This window comes from Klebsiella sp. HC6 (genome assembly GCF_022605325.1).
Classification (GTDB): Bacteria; Pseudomonadota; Gammaproteobacteria; order Enterobacterales; family Enterobacteriaceae; genus Klebsiella; species Klebsiella terrigena.
Window position 1 is genome coordinate 1,916,843 of record NZ_CP093276.1, and the last position, 15,377, is coordinate 1,932,219.

Annotated in this window: 12 protein-coding genes; 4 read left to right on the forward strand and 8 right to left on the reverse strand. The window is 59.5% G+C overall.

Annotated features, from left to right (window positions below):
- Positions 1 to 38 precede the first annotated feature (38 nt).
- Together MMW58_RS09415 and metG are read right to left on the reverse strand one after the other, a co-directional pair.
- On the reverse strand, positions 39 to 500 hold the full coding sequence (locus MMW58_RS09415) for a YehR family lipoprotein (RefSeq protein ID WP_133599071.1): 462 nt from the start codon (positions 498 to 500) through the stop codon (positions 39 to 41).
- A gap of 126 nt (positions 501 to 626) precedes the next feature.
- A complete protein-coding gene (metG, locus tag MMW58_RS09420; RefSeq protein ID WP_133599451.1) occupies positions 627 to 2,660 on the reverse strand; it encodes a methionine--tRNA ligase in 2,034 nt (677 codons plus the stop codon).
- A 153-nt stretch (positions 2,661 to 2,813) separates the two neighbouring features.
- On the opposite strand from metG, the gene apbC reads away from it, so the two are divergent.
- A complete protein-coding gene (apbC, locus tag MMW58_RS09425) occupies positions 2,814 to 3,923 on the forward strand; it encodes an iron-sulfur cluster carrier protein ApbC (RefSeq protein ID WP_241723174.1) in 1,110 nt (369 codons plus the stop codon).
- Positions 3,924 to 4,022: 99 nt separating this feature from the next.
- Here the strand turns inward: apbC and MMW58_RS09430 are convergent, their stop codons facing one another.
- Positions 4,023 to 4,340, reverse strand: coding sequence for an RcnB family protein (locus MMW58_RS09430; protein ID WP_045855823.1), 318 nt, complete (start codon positions 4,338 to 4,340; stop codon positions 4,023 to 4,025).
- Positions 4,341 to 4,516: 176 nt separating this feature from the next.
- On the opposite strand from MMW58_RS09430, the gene MMW58_RS09435 reads away from it, so the two are divergent.
- On the forward strand, positions 4,517 to 5,431 hold the full coding sequence (locus MMW58_RS09435) for a LysR family transcriptional regulator (protein ID WP_241723706.1): 915 nt from the start codon (positions 4,517 to 4,519) through the stop codon (positions 5,429 to 5,431).
- Here MMW58_RS09435 and MMW58_RS09440 read toward each other — a convergent pair.
- Positions 5,421 to 6,764, reverse strand: a complete 1,344-nt coding sequence (locus MMW58_RS09440; protein ID WP_133599067.1) for an NCS2 family permease — start codon at positions 6,762 to 6,764, stop codon at positions 5,421 to 5,423. The genes MMW58_RS09435 and MMW58_RS09440 overlap by 11 nt on opposite strands.
- Before the next feature lie 2 nt (positions 6,765 to 6,766).
- The gene (locus MMW58_RS09445; RefSeq protein ID WP_241723175.1) at positions 6,767 to 8,572 is read right to left on the reverse strand and encodes an adenine deaminase; all 1,806 of its coding nucleotides are present in this window, start codon (positions 8,570 to 8,572) and stop codon (positions 6,767 to 6,769) included.
- Between the two features lie 124 nt (positions 8,573 to 8,696).
- Here MMW58_RS09445 and MMW58_RS09450 point away from each other — a divergent pair, with 124 nt between their 5' ends.
- Positions 8,697 to 9,620, forward strand: a complete 924-nt coding sequence (locus MMW58_RS09450) for a LysR family transcriptional regulator (RefSeq protein ID WP_133599063.1) — start codon at positions 8,697 to 8,699, stop codon at positions 9,618 to 9,620.
- A 28-nt stretch (positions 9,621 to 9,648) separates the two neighbouring features.
- On the opposite strand, the gene MMW58_RS09455 is transcribed toward MMW58_RS09450, so the two are convergent.
- Positions 9,649 to 10,071, reverse strand: a complete 423-nt coding sequence (locus MMW58_RS09455; protein ID WP_133599061.1) for a universal stress protein — start codon at positions 10,069 to 10,071, stop codon at positions 9,649 to 9,651.
- Positions 10,072 to 10,267: 196 nt separating this feature from the next.
- Positions 10,268 to 12,244: an alkyl/aryl-sulfatase gene (locus tag MMW58_RS09460; RefSeq protein WP_241723176.1), complete on the reverse strand. Its 1,977-nt coding sequence runs from the start codon at positions 12,242 to 12,244 to the stop codon at positions 10,268 to 10,270.
- Between the two features lie 211 nt (positions 12,245 to 12,455).
- Here MMW58_RS09460 and MMW58_RS09465 point away from each other — a divergent pair, with 211 nt between their 5' ends.
- Positions 12,456 to 13,091 carry a helix-turn-helix domain-containing protein gene (locus MMW58_RS09465; protein WP_241723177.1) on the forward strand — a complete coding sequence of 212 codons (636 nt, stop codon included), beginning with the start codon at positions 12,456 to 12,458 and terminating at the stop codon, positions 13,089 to 13,091.
- Positions 13,092 to 13,130: 39 nt separating this feature from the next.
- Here MMW58_RS09465 and MMW58_RS09470 read toward each other — a convergent pair whose 3' ends face one another.
- On the reverse strand, positions 13,131 to 15,107 hold the full coding sequence (locus MMW58_RS09470) for an alkyl/aryl-sulfatase (protein ID WP_241723178.1): 1,977 nt from the start codon (positions 15,105 to 15,107) through the stop codon (positions 13,131 to 13,133).
- Positions 15,108 to 15,377 lie beyond the last annotated feature (270 nt).

Consider the following 15,377-nt stretch of genomic DNA (forward strand, 5'->3'; position numbering starts at 1 on the left):
GGCGGCCCGGCTGGCGCAACGCTTAGCCGGGCGAAGGCCTACTTCACTTCCTGAAAACCCTGCTCTTCGAGCAATTTTTCCGACACCGACATCGACACAAACTGCCGCGAGCAGTCGGTAAACATCGATCCCGGCAGCTTGCACAGCTCGCCGATCTTCGCCTCGTTAAAATCGACGCTCAGATGCTCCAGGGCATAGCTGTCTTTATAGTCGATGGTCTGCTCCACGCCCTTTATGCTGCGGTAAACGCTGCTCATCGGTTCAATAATCGCCCGCGCCTGCTCTTTATTGCTGGCGCCGATGGTTTTGTAGGGGATGGTGTTGTTGGCATCCTGGCGCAGCACCTTATCGCCATCATAATAGTAGGTAAAGCTGAGCTCGACGCCTTCGGCCGCGCGGTTAAAGGTTTTGCTCTGCTCTTTTTTATTGTCGCAGCCGACCAGCGCCGTGGCCAGCAGAGCGGCGACGGCAATTGCGGTCAGCCCGTGTGTGTATTTCATCCCGGTTCCCTGTGTTGGTATGTATACCGTTCCGTTGTCAGAATAGCGTATTGATTATTGTTCTGATTGGCAGGCTGTGCAACTCAGCAAAAAAAAACGCTGCCGGGGCAGCGTCTTACGCGGAGATTATTTGACCTGTTGGCCTGGCTGGGCGCCGCTGTCCGGGCTGAGCAGGAAGATATCTTTCCCGCCAGGGCCCGCCGCCATCACCATCCCTTCGGAGATGCCGAAGCGCATTTTGCGCGGCGCGAGGTTCGCCACCATCACCGTCAGACGACCAATCAGCGCCTGCGGATCGGGGTAGGCGCTGCGGATGCCGGAGAAGACGTTGCGCTTCTCGCCGCCGATATCCAGCGTCAGGCGCAGCAGCTTGTCGGAGCCGTCGACGAATTCGGCGTTTTCAATCAGCGCGATGCGCATATCCACTTTGGCAAAATCATCAAAGCTGATGGTTTCCTGCAGCGGATCGTCCGCCAGCGGGCCGGTGGCCGGAGCCGAGAGCGCCTTCACCTCTTCCTTCGATGCCTCAACCAGCGCCTCAACCTGCTTCATTTCGATGCGGTTATACAGCGCTTTGAAGGTGTTGACCTTATGCGCCAGCAGCGGCTGCTGGATAGCATCCCAGCTCAGCTCGCTGTTGAGGAACGCTTCGGCGCGCGCGGTCAGCTGCGGCAGCACCGGCTTGAGCCAGGTCATCAGGACGCGGAACAGGTTGATACCCATGGAGCAGATAGCCTGCAGATCGCCATCGCGGCCTTCCTGTTTGGCGACTACCCACGGGGCCTGCTCGTCAACGTAGCGGTTAGCCACGTCGGCCAGCGCCATGATTTCACGGATGGCTTTACCGAACTCGCGGCTGTCCCAGGCTTCGCCAATGCTTGCTGCTGCATCGGTGAAGGTTTTGTACAGCGCCGGATCGGCCAGCTCAGCGGCCAGCACGCCGTCGAAACGTTTGGCGATAAAGCCGGCGTTGCGCGACGCGAGGTTAACCAGCTTGTTGACGATGTCGGCGTTGACGCGCTGAATGAAGTCTTCGAGGTTGAGGTCGATATCGTCGATGCGCGAAGAGAGCTTGGCGGCGTAGTAGTAGCGCAGGCTGTCGGCATCAAAGTGGTTCAGCCAGGTGCTGGCTTTAATGAAGGTGCCGCGCGATTTAGACATCTTCGCGCCGTTAACCGTCACGTAGCCGTGAACGAACAAGTTGGTTGGCTTGCGGAAGCCGCTGCCTTCCAGCATCGCCGGCCAGAACAGGCTGTGGAAGTAGACGATATCCTTGCCGATAAAGTGATACAGCTCGGCGTCAGAGTCTTTCTTCCAGTAGGCGTCAAAGCTTTCGCTATCGCCGCGCTTGTCGCACAGGTTTTTGAATGAACCCATGTAGCCGATCGGCGCGTCCAGCCAGACGTAGAAATATTTGCCCGGCGCGTTGGGGATTTCGAAGCCGAAGTACGGCGCATCGCGGGAGATGTCCCACTGCTGCAGACCCGACTCGAACCACTCCTGCATCTTATTCGCCACCTGCTCCTGCAGCGCGCCGCTACGGGTCCACGCCTGCAGCATCTCGCTGAAGGAGGGCAGGTCGAAGAAGAAGTGCTCGGATTCACGCATCACCGGCGTCGCGCCGGAAACCACCGATTTCGGCTCGATAAGCTCGGTCGGGCTGTAGGTCGCGCCGCACACTTCGCAGTTATCGCCGTACTGATCCGGTGATTTGCATTTCGGGCAGGTTCCCTTCACGAAACGGTCGGGGAGGAACATCCCTTTTTCCGGATCGTACAGCTGAGAGATGGTGCGGTTTTTAATAAAACCGTTCTCTTTCAGGCGCGAGTAGATAAGCTCCGACAGCTCGCGGTTTTCGTCGCTGTGGGTGGAGTGGTAGTTATCGTAGCTGATGTCGAAACCGGCAAAATCGGTCTGGTGCTCCTGACTCATCTCGCCAATCATCTGCTCCGGAGAGACGCCAAGCTGCTGAGCCTTCAGCATGATCGGCGTGCCGTGGGCGTCGTCGGCGCAGATGAAGTTGACCTCGTGGCCGCGCATTCGCTGGTAACGGACCCAGACATCAGCCTGGATGTGCTCCAGCATGTGGCCGAGGTGGATTGAGCCGTTGGCGTACGGCAGTGCGCACGTTACCAGAATTTTCTTCGCGACTTGAGTCATAGTGAGCATTACATCTTCTGTTGTAAAAAGGGCTTCCGATATTACCAAAAGGGCACTGGGTGCGCCATAAATGGCTGACCATATATGGATAATCCTCAGCTGTGATAAACTCAATCATTACTGAAAGCATCTCATAACAACAAAGGAGTCGGGATGAATTCGCAATCCCAGGCCAAATCCCCCGAACGTCTACGCGCGATGGTCGCCGGAACGCTGGCTAATTTTCAGCACCCCACTTTGAAGCATAATCTCACCGCGCTGAAGGCGCTGCACCACGTTGCCTGGCTGGACGACACCGTGCATATCGAGATTCAGATGCCGTTCGTCTGGCACAGCGCTTTTGAAGCCCTGAAAGAGCAGTGCAGCGCCGAGCTGCTGCGCATTACCGGCGCGCAGGCTATCGACTGGAAGCTGACGCACAGCATCGCTACCCTGAAGCGGGTGAAAAACCAGCCGGGCGTCAACGGCGTGAAGAATATTATTGCCGTGAGCTCCGGCAAGGGCGGCGTCGGCAAATCGTCTACGGCGGTCAACCTCGCGCTGGCGCTGGCGGCGGAAGGGGCTAAGGTCGGTATTCTCGACGCCGATATTTACGGCCCGTCGATTCCTACCATGCTGGGTGCTGAAGATCAGCGTCCCACCTCGCCGGACGGCACCCATATGGCGCCGATTATGAAATTCGGCCTCGCCACCAACTCCATCGGCTATCTGGTGACTGACGAGAACGCCATGGTGTGGCGCGGCCCGATGGCCAGTAAAGCGCTGATGCAGATGCTGCAGGAGACGCTGTGGCCGGATCTCGACTACCTGGTGCTGGACATGCCGCCGGGTACCGGCGACATTCAGCTGACGCTGGCGCAGAACATCCCGGTGACCGGCGCGCTGGTGGTCACCACGCCGCAGGACATCGCGCTAATCGATGCCAAAAAGGGCATCGTGATGTTCGAAAAAGTGGAGGTGCCGGTGCTGGGTATCGTGGAGAACATGAGCATGCATATTTGCAGCAACTGTGGTCACCATGAGGCTATCTTTGGCACCGGCGGTGCGCAGAAGCTGGCGGAAAAATATCACACTCAGCTGCTCGGCCAGCTGCCGCTGCACATTCATCTGCGCGAGGACCTGGATAAAGGTACCCCGACGGTGATCGCCCGTCCGGAAAGCGAGTTTACCGATATCTATCGCCAGCTGGCAGGGCGCGTAGCGGCCCAGCTCTACTGGCAGGGTGAGGTTATCCCCAGCGAGATCGCCTTCCGCGCGGTGTAACCATCGCGGATAAAACAACGCCCGGGACTTCGCTGCGCCATGCGGGAGCAGCAGAAGGACCGGGCGTTTTTCGTGGCGGCTCGCGGCCGCTACGCGCAATCAGTGCTGGTAGAAAATCTCGCCGTCGTAAATTTTGACAATTTTGCCTTCAGGCTCGGTGACCAGCACGTAGCTGCCGCCCATGTAGGTCCAGTGGGTGTTGGCGTCTGGCGCAGGCAGGTGGCGCTGCTGCCACTGCTTGATGGTGTACTCCGGGGTCATATACAGCGGCGGTACGGTATCGCCTACGCGAAACTGCTGGAAGTCGGAGGTCACGCCGTCCAGCTCATATTTCTGCAGATCGGCGGCGGACGCCGAGCAAACGGCGCCGGTGCCGGCCAGCAGTACGCCCAGAAGCAGCATTTTTGTTTTACGCATAAATTCCTCATTATTATCCTGGACACAAAATCGCAGCCTCGTATCATTCCGAAGCATGAGGGCGATGGCAAGTACTGGTTGATTAAAAATGTAAGCAAACGATGGTGCCGATTACGCGATTCAGCAAACCGCGCCTGTTTTAGGAAAAATCCGGGGATCCGGAGGTGGGAGTGACTATGTTCAGGCTGGAAGATCTGACGTTATTTGTCCGCGCGGCGGCGCTGGGCAGCTTCAGCGACGCGGCGCGGGAGGTCGGGCAGCAGCCGGCGCAGGTGAGCGCGGCGATTAAGCGCCTGGAGACCACGCTGACTATCCGCCTTTTTGCCCGCTCAACCCGCAGCCTGCGCCTGACCCCCGAAGGGGAGACCTGGCTGCCCTATGCCACGCAGATGCTCGATACCCTGCAGGCCGGGCTGCAAAAGATTCAGCTGCCGGATGACCAAATCCGCGGCACGCTGCAGATTGCGGTGCCCTCCGACCTTGGGCGCAACCTGCTGCTGACGGTGTTTCGCGGATTTCGCCAGCGCTACCCGGAGCTCAGGCTGCGCATCCTGTTCTCCGATCACCGCACCGACGTGTTTAAAGATCCGGTCGACGTGGCCTTTCGCTACGGCGAGAACGACGACGCGTCGTTTATCTCGCTGCCGGTGGCGGCGGAAAACCGCCGGGTGCTGGTGGCCTCCCCGGCGTGGATCGCCGAACACGGCGAACCGCAGACCCTGGAGGAGCTGGCGCAGCGTAACGCTCTGCTATACGTGCTGCGCGGCAGGCAGTTCGATCGCTGGCCGTTAAGCCTGGCGGGTGAGGTTCAGCACCTGCAGGTTTCTGGCGTTATCGTCAGCGACGATGCGGAGGTGATTCGCCGCCTGGCGATTGCCGGGGAGGGGTTTGCCTACAAGTCCTGGCTCGACGTCAGCGACGATATTCGCGCCGGGCGGCTGCAGGTTCTGCTGCCGCAGTATCAGGGCGACCGGGTGCCGCTGAATATGATTTGCCCGCACCGCAAGCAGCTCTCCGCCGCGGTGCGTTTGCTGTATGAAGAGGTGAAGGCCCGCTGCGAGGCGCTGCGCAACCAGCGCCCTAGTGCCTGACCAGGGTCGCGAAGTAGTAGACCAGCGGGATCGCGAGGATCCACAGCCCTAACGGGATCTCGCGCCACTTTCCGGCCACGCTCTTAATCACCACGTAGAACAGCAGCCCGCCGGCGATGCCGGTACCGAAGCTGTTGGCAATCAGGGTGATCATCACCATCATCAGCACCGGCAGCCCGTCGGTAAAGTTGGCTAAATCGACCTTGCGCAGGCCGCTGAACATATTCAGGCCGATCAGGATCAGCGCCGGCGCGGTGGCCTCTTTGGGGATCATCAGCGCAATCGGGGTAAACAGCAGCATCAGCAGGAACATCACCGCTGCCGCCAGCGCCGTCAGCCCGGTTTTACCGCCGGCTTCGGCCGCCGCGGAGGACTCAATCAGCGCGGTGGCCGCCGGGATCCCGACCCACGGCCCGATGGCCGCAGCAATGGAGTCAACCATAAACGGCCGGTTGATGTGCGCCATATTGCCTTCTTCATCCAGCAGGCCCGCCTCGCCGCCTACCGCCAGAGTGGTTCCCATGGTGGAGAAAAACTCGGAGGCGAAAAAGATAAACAGAAACGGCAGAAAGGCGATATTCAGCGCGCCGAGCATATCGACGTGGCCGAGCACCGGAGTCAGCGAGTGCGGCATGGCGATAAAGCTGGTCGGCAGCCGGGTGACGCCGAACGGGATCCCGACAAGGGTGGCAACGAGGATCGCCCACAGGATCGCGCCCGGAATGCGCCGCGCCTGCAGCGCAATGGCGAGAAACAGGCCGCACAGCGCTACCAGCGCGCCGGGGGAGAGGAAGTCGCCGAGCATCAGGGCGTTGGTTTTCGCATTCGCCAGCACCAGGCCGGCGTTGCGAAAGCCGAGAACCGCCACGAACAGCCCGATGGAGGCGGTGAGCCCCAGCTTGATCGACTGCGGCACCGAGCGGGTCACCACCTCGCGCAGGCCGAATTTGGTCAACAGGAAGAACAGAATCCCGGACCAGCAGGCGATGCCGAGACCGATTTGCCAGCCGATGCCTTCGCTCCCGGCCAGGGTGACGCCCACCAGCACCGACCCGCCGATGCCGGGGCCGACGATAAACGGCAGGTTAGCGTAGAACGCCATCAGCAGCGTGCCGGCGACGAAGACCAGAATGGTTCCGGTGGTAACTGCGCCTTTATCCATTCCGCCGACCGCCAGCAGGCCGGGAATAACCACCAGCAGATAGGCGGCGGCGAGAAAGCCGGTGACCCCCGCCAGGCACTCGGTGCGCAGCGTGCTGCCGCGGGAGTAGAGGGCAAATCGCCGTTCCAGCCAGCGGCCCCGGGTTGATGCAGGAAGCGTGTTGTCAGCCATTATCAGGCTCCGTGATTATTGTTGTGGGTATGCTCCGGGGTTTCCCGGCAGGCTATCAGCGGGTCGACGATCCGGCGGGTGGTGCCGTCGGTCAGGCCCAAATCGGTCAAATGCGGCCCGGCGTTGCAGGCGAGGCAGGTCCCCTCGATGGCCTTAAACACCCGGTACGGCGGCTCCCAGTCGGCAATTTCGGCGCTCAGATCGCGCAGCTCGCGGAACTGGCGCGCCAGCTCCGGCGCCGGCAGGTCGGAAAGCATCCCGGCAATCGGCATGGCTACGTGGGCCAGAATCTCTCCCCGCTGCGCCAGCGCCATGCCGCCGCCGGAAGCGATCAGCCGGTTGGCGGCCCGCGCCATCTCTTCGGCGTCTCGCCCGAGCACCACGAGATTGTGCGAGTCGTGGGAGTAGCTGGTGGCAATCGCCCCGCGCAGCTCGCCCCAGCCCTCAAGCAGGGCAATCTGCGGCGTCGCCTGATGGCGACCGTGGCGGTGCTTGACCCAAATCAGGCTAAAGCCGTCGGGCAGCTGGACTTTGCCGTCGCGGATCTGCACCTCAACTTCTCCCCACTGCGTAAAGCGCGCGCCGCGAATATGCCGCAGGCGGGCGACGCCGTGGCGAATACCGCCCACCTTAAGGATAAAGTCCTCGGCGCTCAGCGGCGCAAGCTGCAGGGTATCCCGCGGCGGCGTGACGTCGGTGGCCGCAGGGATCGGCCGGCACAGCCGTCCGTCCCGGGCAATCAGCTTCCCGGCAACGTAGACCTCGCGCGCCTGCAGCTTATCCAGCGCCGGGAACACCACCAGGTCCGCGCGGCGGCCGGCGGCAATCAGGCCTAAATCATTGCGCTGCAGGCGAATCGCCGCGTTCAGCGTGGCGAAGCGCAGGGCATCGGTGGCCGGCAGGCCGTGCCCAATCAGCAGGTTTAGCAGGGCGATAATGCCGCCTTTTTCCAGCAGCATATCCGGCGGCACATCGTCGGTGCAGACGGTGATCTGCGAGGAGAGATGCGGCAGGGTTTTCAGCGCCTTGACGATATCCTCCAGCAGATAGGGGTGCGAGCCGCGAATTTGCAGCGTCAGGCCGGCGCGCAGCTTTTCCAGCGCATCCTCCGCCGAGGTGAGCTCATGATCGGAGGTGACGCCGGCGGCCAGATAGGCCTGCAGGTCCGCGCCGTTCAGCCCGCGGGCGTGCCCTTCAATCAGCTTGCCGCTGTTGAGACCCGCCTGGACTATCTCCTGCATCCGCTCGCTGGCGTGCAGCACGCCGTGCATATCCATCACTTCCGCCACGCCGCGCACCTCCGGCCACGCCAGCATGGTGGTCATCTCTTCGCCGGCAAAATCGGCGCCGGACATCTCCAGCCCCGGCGTGGACGGCACGCTGGAGGGGGCGGCGACCATCACCTCCAGCGGCAGATTGCGGCTGGCGGCAACGGCGTAGCGCACGCCCTCCACGCCGAGCACGTTGGCCAGCTCGTGCGGATCCCAAAATACCGCCGTTGTTCCCTGGGCGAGGACGATTTCCGCGTAGCGCTCGGGGGGGAGATGGGAGCTTTCGAGATGGACGTGGGTATCCATCAGCCCCGGGGAGAGATAGGCGCCCTGCAGGTCGCGGGATTCAGCGGCGTCGCTGCGGCTGCCGCGCGGATGGACGCTGGCAATTATCTCGCCGACGATACCGACGTCGGCGGCGCGGATTTCCCCGGTGACCATATCAACGATCTGCCCTCCGGTGAGTAACAGGTCGAACGGTAATTCGCCCCGGGCGGCCTGTACGGCGCGGCGGCGGTTTTCAGCACTGCTGGACATAACAACTCCGGCACAAGGATAATGGCGCTACTCTAGGGGCACGGCAAACGTTTGCCCAGATGAATAAATTTATCGCCCGATAAGCTCGGGTTATTCTGCCTACTCACCCTCAGCGATGGATAACATGACCGAACCGTGGCAGCGGCTGCCCGCGCTTTCTCTCAAGCAGCTCCAGTATTTTGTTACCCTGGCGCAGCTGCGTCACTTTACCGATACCGCCAACCGGCTGGCCATCAGCCAGCCGGCGCTGAGCAGCGCGCTGCGCCAGGTTGAAGCGGTGCTCGGCGGCAGGCTGGTGAACCGCACCGCCTCATCGGTGACGCTGACCGAACTGGGCGCGGCGATCCTGCCCCACGCGCAGCGCGTGCTGAGCGTGGCCCAGCTGGCGTTTCAGGATATGCAGCAGATTGTTGAAGCCGGCGGCGACGGCACGGTGCGCATCGGGCTGATGCCGTCGGTCAGCTCGCTGCTTTTTCCCCTGCTGCCGCAGACCCTGGCCGAAACCTTTCCGCGCCTGCGGGTCGAGTTTCACGATCGGGCCAACGACGCGCTGGTGCGCGAACTGCTGAGCGGGCAGATTGATTTCGCCGTGGGCGCCATCGACAGTTCGATCCCCGCAGAGCTGCAGGTCTATCCGCTGCGCGAGGACCCGTTTGTGGCGGTGCTGCACGGCGACGATCCGCTCGCCGGCCAGCCGCATCTGCCGTGGAAGCTGCTGGCCGGCCGCGATATCGCGGTGTTCTCGAAGGGCAATATCCAGCGGCTGGTGGGGGCGCTGGCGGAGAGCCATCGCCTGACGCTGAATACGCGCTACCAGGTGGACTATATCGAAACGCTGTATGGCCTGGTGCGCTCGCGCCTGGCGATAGCCATTCTTCCCGAGCTCTATACCACCCACCTATGCGATCCGCAGCTGAAGATAGCCCAGCTGCAGCAGCCGGCGCTGAGCCGCACCGTGGCGCTGATGCGCGGGCCGCAGACGCTACCGCCGCTGATTGAGTCGAGCTTCGCGTTGCTGCTGAGCTCGCTGCGGGAGGTGAACCCCTAATCAGCCGGGCGAGGTTTGAGCGAACGACCTACGGCAGGTGCTTAATCAGCACGTCGACGCTGAGATGGTTAATGTACTCGAGGGAGTGGGAAGCCATCACCCCCAGCAGCCGGTTGCGGTGCCCCGCAATAATCAAATCGACGCTGCGCTGATGCACGCACGCTTCGACGTCGGCAAAGCGGCGGGCGGTGACCAGCGCCAGCGTCTGCACCGGCAGGGCGACGGTGGTCGCCAGTTCGTTGAGCAGGGCTTTGGCCTGGATTACCTCCTGCGAGACGTCATCATCCATCAGGCAGTCGGAAACGTAGTTCAGCGCCCGATAGTCGGTGCTGATATGGGCGATGGTTATCTTCATGGCGCTCTCTTCGGCCATTTTAGCCGCGTGCTGAAGCAGCGGGATCCCGTCAGTGCTGCTGTTAATCAGCACCAGCGCATGGTGATAAACGGACATAGCCCACCTCGGTTGGTTATCTGCGAAAATCATTATTCCCACTGCTAATCTTGTGCCCGGGTAGCGGCGAAAGCAAATCGATATGTGCGTAAAAAGGGCCGGGAAATCAGAGCGGGAAGCGCAGGGGAGCGGTCGCGGGAAATGGCCAAAAAAATCCCCCGCGACCGGCGGCCTCGGGGGATGATAATCGGCTCAGTTACGGAGTAACGATATTGAACCAGAACTCAAACTTGTCCATGTAGCTCAGCATTTCGTCCAGCTTCGCAGCATTACCGGTAATTTTCACCTCACCGTGATCAACCGCCTGCTTCAGCGTCTCTTGCTTGAGGATAATCTTGTTCAGCGTATCGCGATCGAGGGTGATGTTGGCATCCGCGTTGTCGGCGACCGCGTTGGCGGTGTGGTTCAGAACGCCGTTTTCCAGCTCCAGCTTGTATTTGCCGCCGTCTTTACCCAGATCGACGTTGAGAATCGCCTTCGCCGCGCCGGCTTTTTCGCCGTTAATATGCACGCCCAGGTAGTCGAAGAACATTTCCGGGGTCATCGCGCGGACCGTATCCGGGCTGGCGGTGTTCGGCGTTGGCAGCTTCTGCACGCCGTTACGCAGCTCCTGCGCGCCGGTGAGGTAGAAGTTACGCCAGGTGCCGGCTTCCGCCTGGTAGCCCAGCTGCTCCAGAGCATCCGCTTCGAGGTTACGCGCGTCCTGGTTTTGCGGATCGGCGAACACCACTTTGCTGGTGACCTGCGCTACCCAACGATAGTTACCCTGGCGGTAATCCTCTTTGGCTTTGCTGAGGATATTGCCGGCGCCGCCCATATATTCGACAAACTTCTTCGCAGCCTGCTCGGGCGGCAGCTCGTCGAGGGTGGCCGGGTTGCCGTCGAACCAGCCGAGATAGTACACGTAGGTGGCCTTGACGTTATGGCTAACGGAACCGTAGTAGCCCCGGCTTGACCACTGCTTCTCCAGCGCTTCCGGCAGCTTGAAGTTCGCGGCAATTTCGTCGCGGGTCAGGCCTTCGTTAGCCATGCGCAGGGTCTGGTCGTTGATATAGCGGTACATGTCGCGCTGGCCTTTCATCAGCTTAACAATGTTGTCGTTGCCCCAGGTCGGCCAGTGGTGCTGCGCGATAATCACGTCGGCGTCGCTGCCCCAGCGGTCGATGGCGGCGTTGATGTATTTCGACCACGCCAGCGGATCGCGGATTTTTGCGCCGCGCAGGGAGTAGGTGTTGTGCAGCGTGTGGGTCACGTCTTCCGCCGCTTCGATCATTTTCTTCTCTTTGACGTACCACAGCATTTCCGACGGGGCCTCAGAGCCCGGCGCCATCATGAAATCGTAGGTCAGGCCATCAATCACCTCTTCCTGCCCGGTTTTGGTGATGTAGTTTGTCGGCTGGAGCAGCGTAACGGTACCGGCGGAGGTGGTGGTCCCCAGACCCGCGCCAACCTGACCTTTAGCGTCGGGCTTGAGCAGGTTGCCGTACATATAGCTGGCGCGGCGGCTCATCGCCGTACCGGCCATGATATTTTCCGAAACCGCTTCTTTCATAAAGCCGTCCGGCGCGTAGATTTTGACTTTGCCCGACTTAACGTCGGCTTCGTCAACCACGCCGCGAATGCCGCCGTAGTGGTCAACGTGGCTATGGGTGAACAGCACCGCGACCACCGGCTTCTTGCCGCGATTGGCGTAGTAGAGGTCCAGCCCCTCTTTGGCCGGTTCGGCGCTCAGCAGCGGATCGATGATGGTAATGCCTTTATCACCTTCGATAATGGTCATGTTGGAGAGGTCGAGGTTGCGAATCTGGTAAACGCCGTCGGTGACCTTGAACAGACCGCCGATATTGATCAGCTGGGACTGGCGCCACAGGCTAGGGTTTACGCTATCCGGAGACTTTTGGCCTTCTTTAACGAAGTTGTATTTCGCCGGATCCCAAATAACGTTGCCCTGTTCGCCTTTAATCATGCTCGACGGCAGCGCGGCGATGAAGCCTTTATGCGCGTTTTCAAAATCGGTTTTATCGGCAAACGGTAGCTTGTTGTACAGCGCGCTATTGGCCTGACGGGTGGCAGGCGTCGCATCGTTCGCCTGAACCTGCGCAAAAGCGGAAGCCGACAGCGAAACCAGAACACCGGCCATCGCCAGGTGCTTAGCAATCTGATTTAATTTCATTAAATGACCTCTTAGATTATTTGTGCCGGAATCAATAATAAATATGATGCGGCTAATGCAAATGCGGATTCATTACCGGCTATTGTAAGTGGAATAGATGGCGTTAATAGTCCCATATGGGACTGCCTGGAAAATAACAACGGTAGGCCTCGAATCCACGCCGGACTCGCTGCTATACTGAGCTTACGGCAGAATAGGGTGAGGGTATGCGGTGAATTTTCAGGAAATACACGGCTATTACAGCACGTTAGGGATTGATGGCTATCTGGATGAAATCATTCAGGAAGGCGAGGTCGTGTCCTTGCCTGCCAATAAAAAATTAGACGTCAAGGCCGGCTATATTTATTTTTGTACCGGCGGTTCTTTATCAATATTAATGCCGGAGAACGGTCTTAATATCGGGAATAGCATTGAGCATATGCCGATTGGCCTAATGGAAAGGTACTGCCCGCTGGCTAAGTTTGAATATATGGGGAGCGCGCCGGTGAGGATTATTAAAATATCCTATGAGGCGTTTGACCGTATCTTTATCCAAAATAATCCGCAGCGCGTGCAGGAGCTGGCGACGATTCTGGTGTATATGACTATTTTCACCATCGACCTGCATAACGAGCGGCGGCAGCTGACCAGCTACCAGACCATTCGGCCGATGCTGTTTCGCTATCTCTACCGGCAGAATACGCATGAGGGTGAAAACGAAGGCCTGGCGCTGTTTATCATCAAGCGAACTAATCTTTCGCGGACCCACGTTTTCCGGGTGCTTGCCGATCTTAAGGCCGGGGGCTACATCACGATGGCAAGAGGAAAGCTGGTGTCTATCGACCGGGCGCTGCCCGAGGAGTATTAGCGGAGAGAAATCCCGCGACCGGAGGCCGCGGGGGGAGGTTTACGGCGTCACAATATTGAACCAGAACTCGAATTTGTCCATGTAGCCCAGCATTTCATCCAGCTTCGCCCCGTTGCCGGTGACCTTCACTTCACCCTTATCTTCAGCCTGTTTCAGCGTTTCTTCTTTCAGGATGATTTTGTTCAGGGTCGCACGGTCCAGCACGATAGTGGCATCCGCATCTTTCGCCTCGGCTTTAGCGGTGTGGTTCAGCACGCCGTTTTCCAGCTCCAGCTTGTACTTGCCGCCGTCGTTGCCGAGGTCGATGTTGAAGACCGCTTTGGCTTTACCGGCTTTCTCACCGTTGATGTGTACCGCCAGATAGTCAAAGAACATTTCCGGGGTCATCGCGCGGACGGTATCCGGGCTGGCGGTGTTCGGCGTCGGGCCTTTCACCACGCCGTTGCGCAGCTCCTGCGCGCCGGTGAGGTAGAAGTTGCGCCACGGACCGGATTCAGCCTGGTAACCCAGCTGCTCCAGGGCATCCGCTTCCAGATTGCGCGCGTCCTGGTTTTGCGGATCGGCAAAGACGATTTTGCTCACTACCTGAGCCACCCAGCGGTAGTTACCCTGGTCATAGTCCTCTTTGGCCTTCTTCATGATGGCGTCCGCGCCGCCCATGTAATCAACAAACTTTTTAGCCGCTTCTTCCGGCGGCAGTTCGTCGAGGGTGGCCGGGTTGCCGTCGAACCAGCCGAGGTACAGCACGTAGGTGGCCTTCACGTCGTGGCTGACGGAACCGTAGTAGCCGCGGTTGGCCCAGGTGTGCGCCAGGCTGTCCGGCAGCTTGAATTTGGCGGCAATTTCGTCGCGGGTCAGCCCTTCGTTAGCCATGCGCAGGGTCTGGTCGTTGATGTAACGATAGAGGTCACGCTGGCTCTTCAGCAGGTTGACGACGTTTTCGTTGCCCCAGGTCGGCCAGTGGTGCTGAGCCATGATGATCTCAGCTTTGTCGCCCCAGCGAACGATCGCTTCGTTGATATATTTCGACCACGGCAGCGGCTCGCGGATTTTGGCCCCGCGCAGGGAGTAGGTGTTGTGCAGGGTATGGGTGACGTCTTCCGCCGCTTCGATGAGTTTCTTCTCTTCGATATACCACAGCATTTCAGACGGTGCTTCAGAACCCGGCGCCAGCATGAAATCATAGGTCAGACCGTCGATAACCTCTTTCTGGCCGTCTTTTTCAATGATGTTGGTCGGAGCAATCAGGGTCACGGTGCCGGCGGAGGTGGTGGTACCCAGCCCTGCGCCTACCTGGCCGGTGGCTTCCGGCTTGAGCAGGTTGCCGTACATATAGCTGGCGCGACGGCTCATGACGTTACCGGCCATGATGTTTTCCGCCACGGCGGCTTCCATAAAGCCAGCCGGCGCATAGACTTTCACTTTGCCCGACTTCACGTCGGCTTCATCAATGACGCCGCGCACGCCGCCGTAGTGGTCAACGTGGCTGTGGGTGTAGATCACGGCCACCACCGGCTTTTGGCCGCGGTTTTTGTAGTACAGGTCCATGCCCACTTTCGCGGTTTCAGCGGATACCAGCGGGTCAACGACGGTAATGCCTTCTTTACCTTCGATGATGGTCATGTTGGAGAGATCGAGGTTGCGGATCTGATAGACGCCTTCGGTCACTTCAAACAGGCCGCTGATGTTAATCAGCTGAGACTGACGCCACAGGCTTGGGTTGACGGTATCCGGCGCCTTTTCCCCTTCTTTGATGAAGGCGTACTGCTGAGGATCCCAGATGACGTTGCCCTGCTCGCCTTTGATGACATCGCCAGGCAGAGCGGCAATAAAGCCTTTGTGCGCGTTGCTAAAATCGGTGTTGTCGGAGAAGGGCAGTTGGTTGTAAAGGGCGTCGTTTGCCTGTTTGGTGGCGGCGGTCGCTTCTTTAGGGGAGGTATCGGCCCAGGCGGAAAGGGCGCAGGTCGATAGCACCCCGGCTAGCGCCATTCCCTTTACTATTGGTGTCAATTTCATTGGAATCCTCATCATTTTTCGGTGATTCACTCGGTAATATCGATGTGACGACGGGTTACACCTTGTAACGCTTCCTGAAAGGATAATCACTTGTTTCAAAAGGGCGAATTTTTGGTTACATAAATCTTCATTTAGTTCATAAATTACTACTTTAGTACTAGATTTGTTGCCGGGCGTTTCTATGGCACAGGGTATCTTTCAGGCAGCAGAACGAAGGCCGTCTGGCCCAACAATGTGCTAAGGAGGCGCGGCGCGATCGAAAAAAACAGA

Bases quoted from the DNA above. Each gene is read 5' to 3' on its own strand.
- MMW58_RS09415 (WP_133599071.1), bottom strand. From the start codon at position 500: ATGAAATACACACACGGGCTGACCGCAATTGCCGTCGCCGCTCTGCTG.
- metG (WP_133599451.1), bottom strand. From the start codon at position 2,660: ATGACTCAAGTCGCGAAGAAAATTCTGGTAACGTGCGCACTGCCGTAC.
- apbC (WP_241723174.1), top strand. From the start codon at position 2,814: ATGAATTCGCAATCCCAGGCCAAATCCCCCGAACGTCTACGCGCGATG.
- MMW58_RS09430 (WP_045855823.1), bottom strand. From the start codon at position 4,340: ATGCGTAAAACAAAAATGCTGCTTCTGGGCGTACTGCTGGCCGGCACC.
- MMW58_RS09435 (WP_241723706.1), top strand. From the start codon at position 4,517: ATGTTCAGGCTGGAAGATCTGACGTTATTTGTCCGCGCGGCGGCGCTG.
- MMW58_RS09440 (WP_133599067.1), bottom strand. From the start codon at position 6,764: ATGGCTGACAACACGCTTCCTGCATCAACCCGGGGCCGCTGGCTGGAA.
- MMW58_RS09445 (WP_241723175.1), bottom strand. From the start codon at position 8,572: ATGTCCAGCAGTGCTGAAAACCGCCGCCGCGCCGTACAGGCCGCCCGG.
- MMW58_RS09450 (WP_133599063.1), top strand. From the start codon at position 8,697: ATGACCGAACCGTGGCAGCGGCTGCCCGCGCTTTCTCTCAAGCAGCTC.
- MMW58_RS09455 (WP_133599061.1), bottom strand. From the start codon at position 10,071: ATGTCCGTTTATCACCATGCGCTGGTGCTGATTAACAGCAGCACTGAC.
- MMW58_RS09460 (WP_241723176.1), bottom strand. From the start codon at position 12,244: ATGAAATTAAATCAGATTGCTAAGCACCTGGCGATGGCCGGTGTTCTG.
- MMW58_RS09470 (WP_241723178.1), bottom strand. From the start codon at position 15,107: ATGAAATTGACACCAATAGTAAAGGGAATGGCGCTAGCCGGGGTGCTA.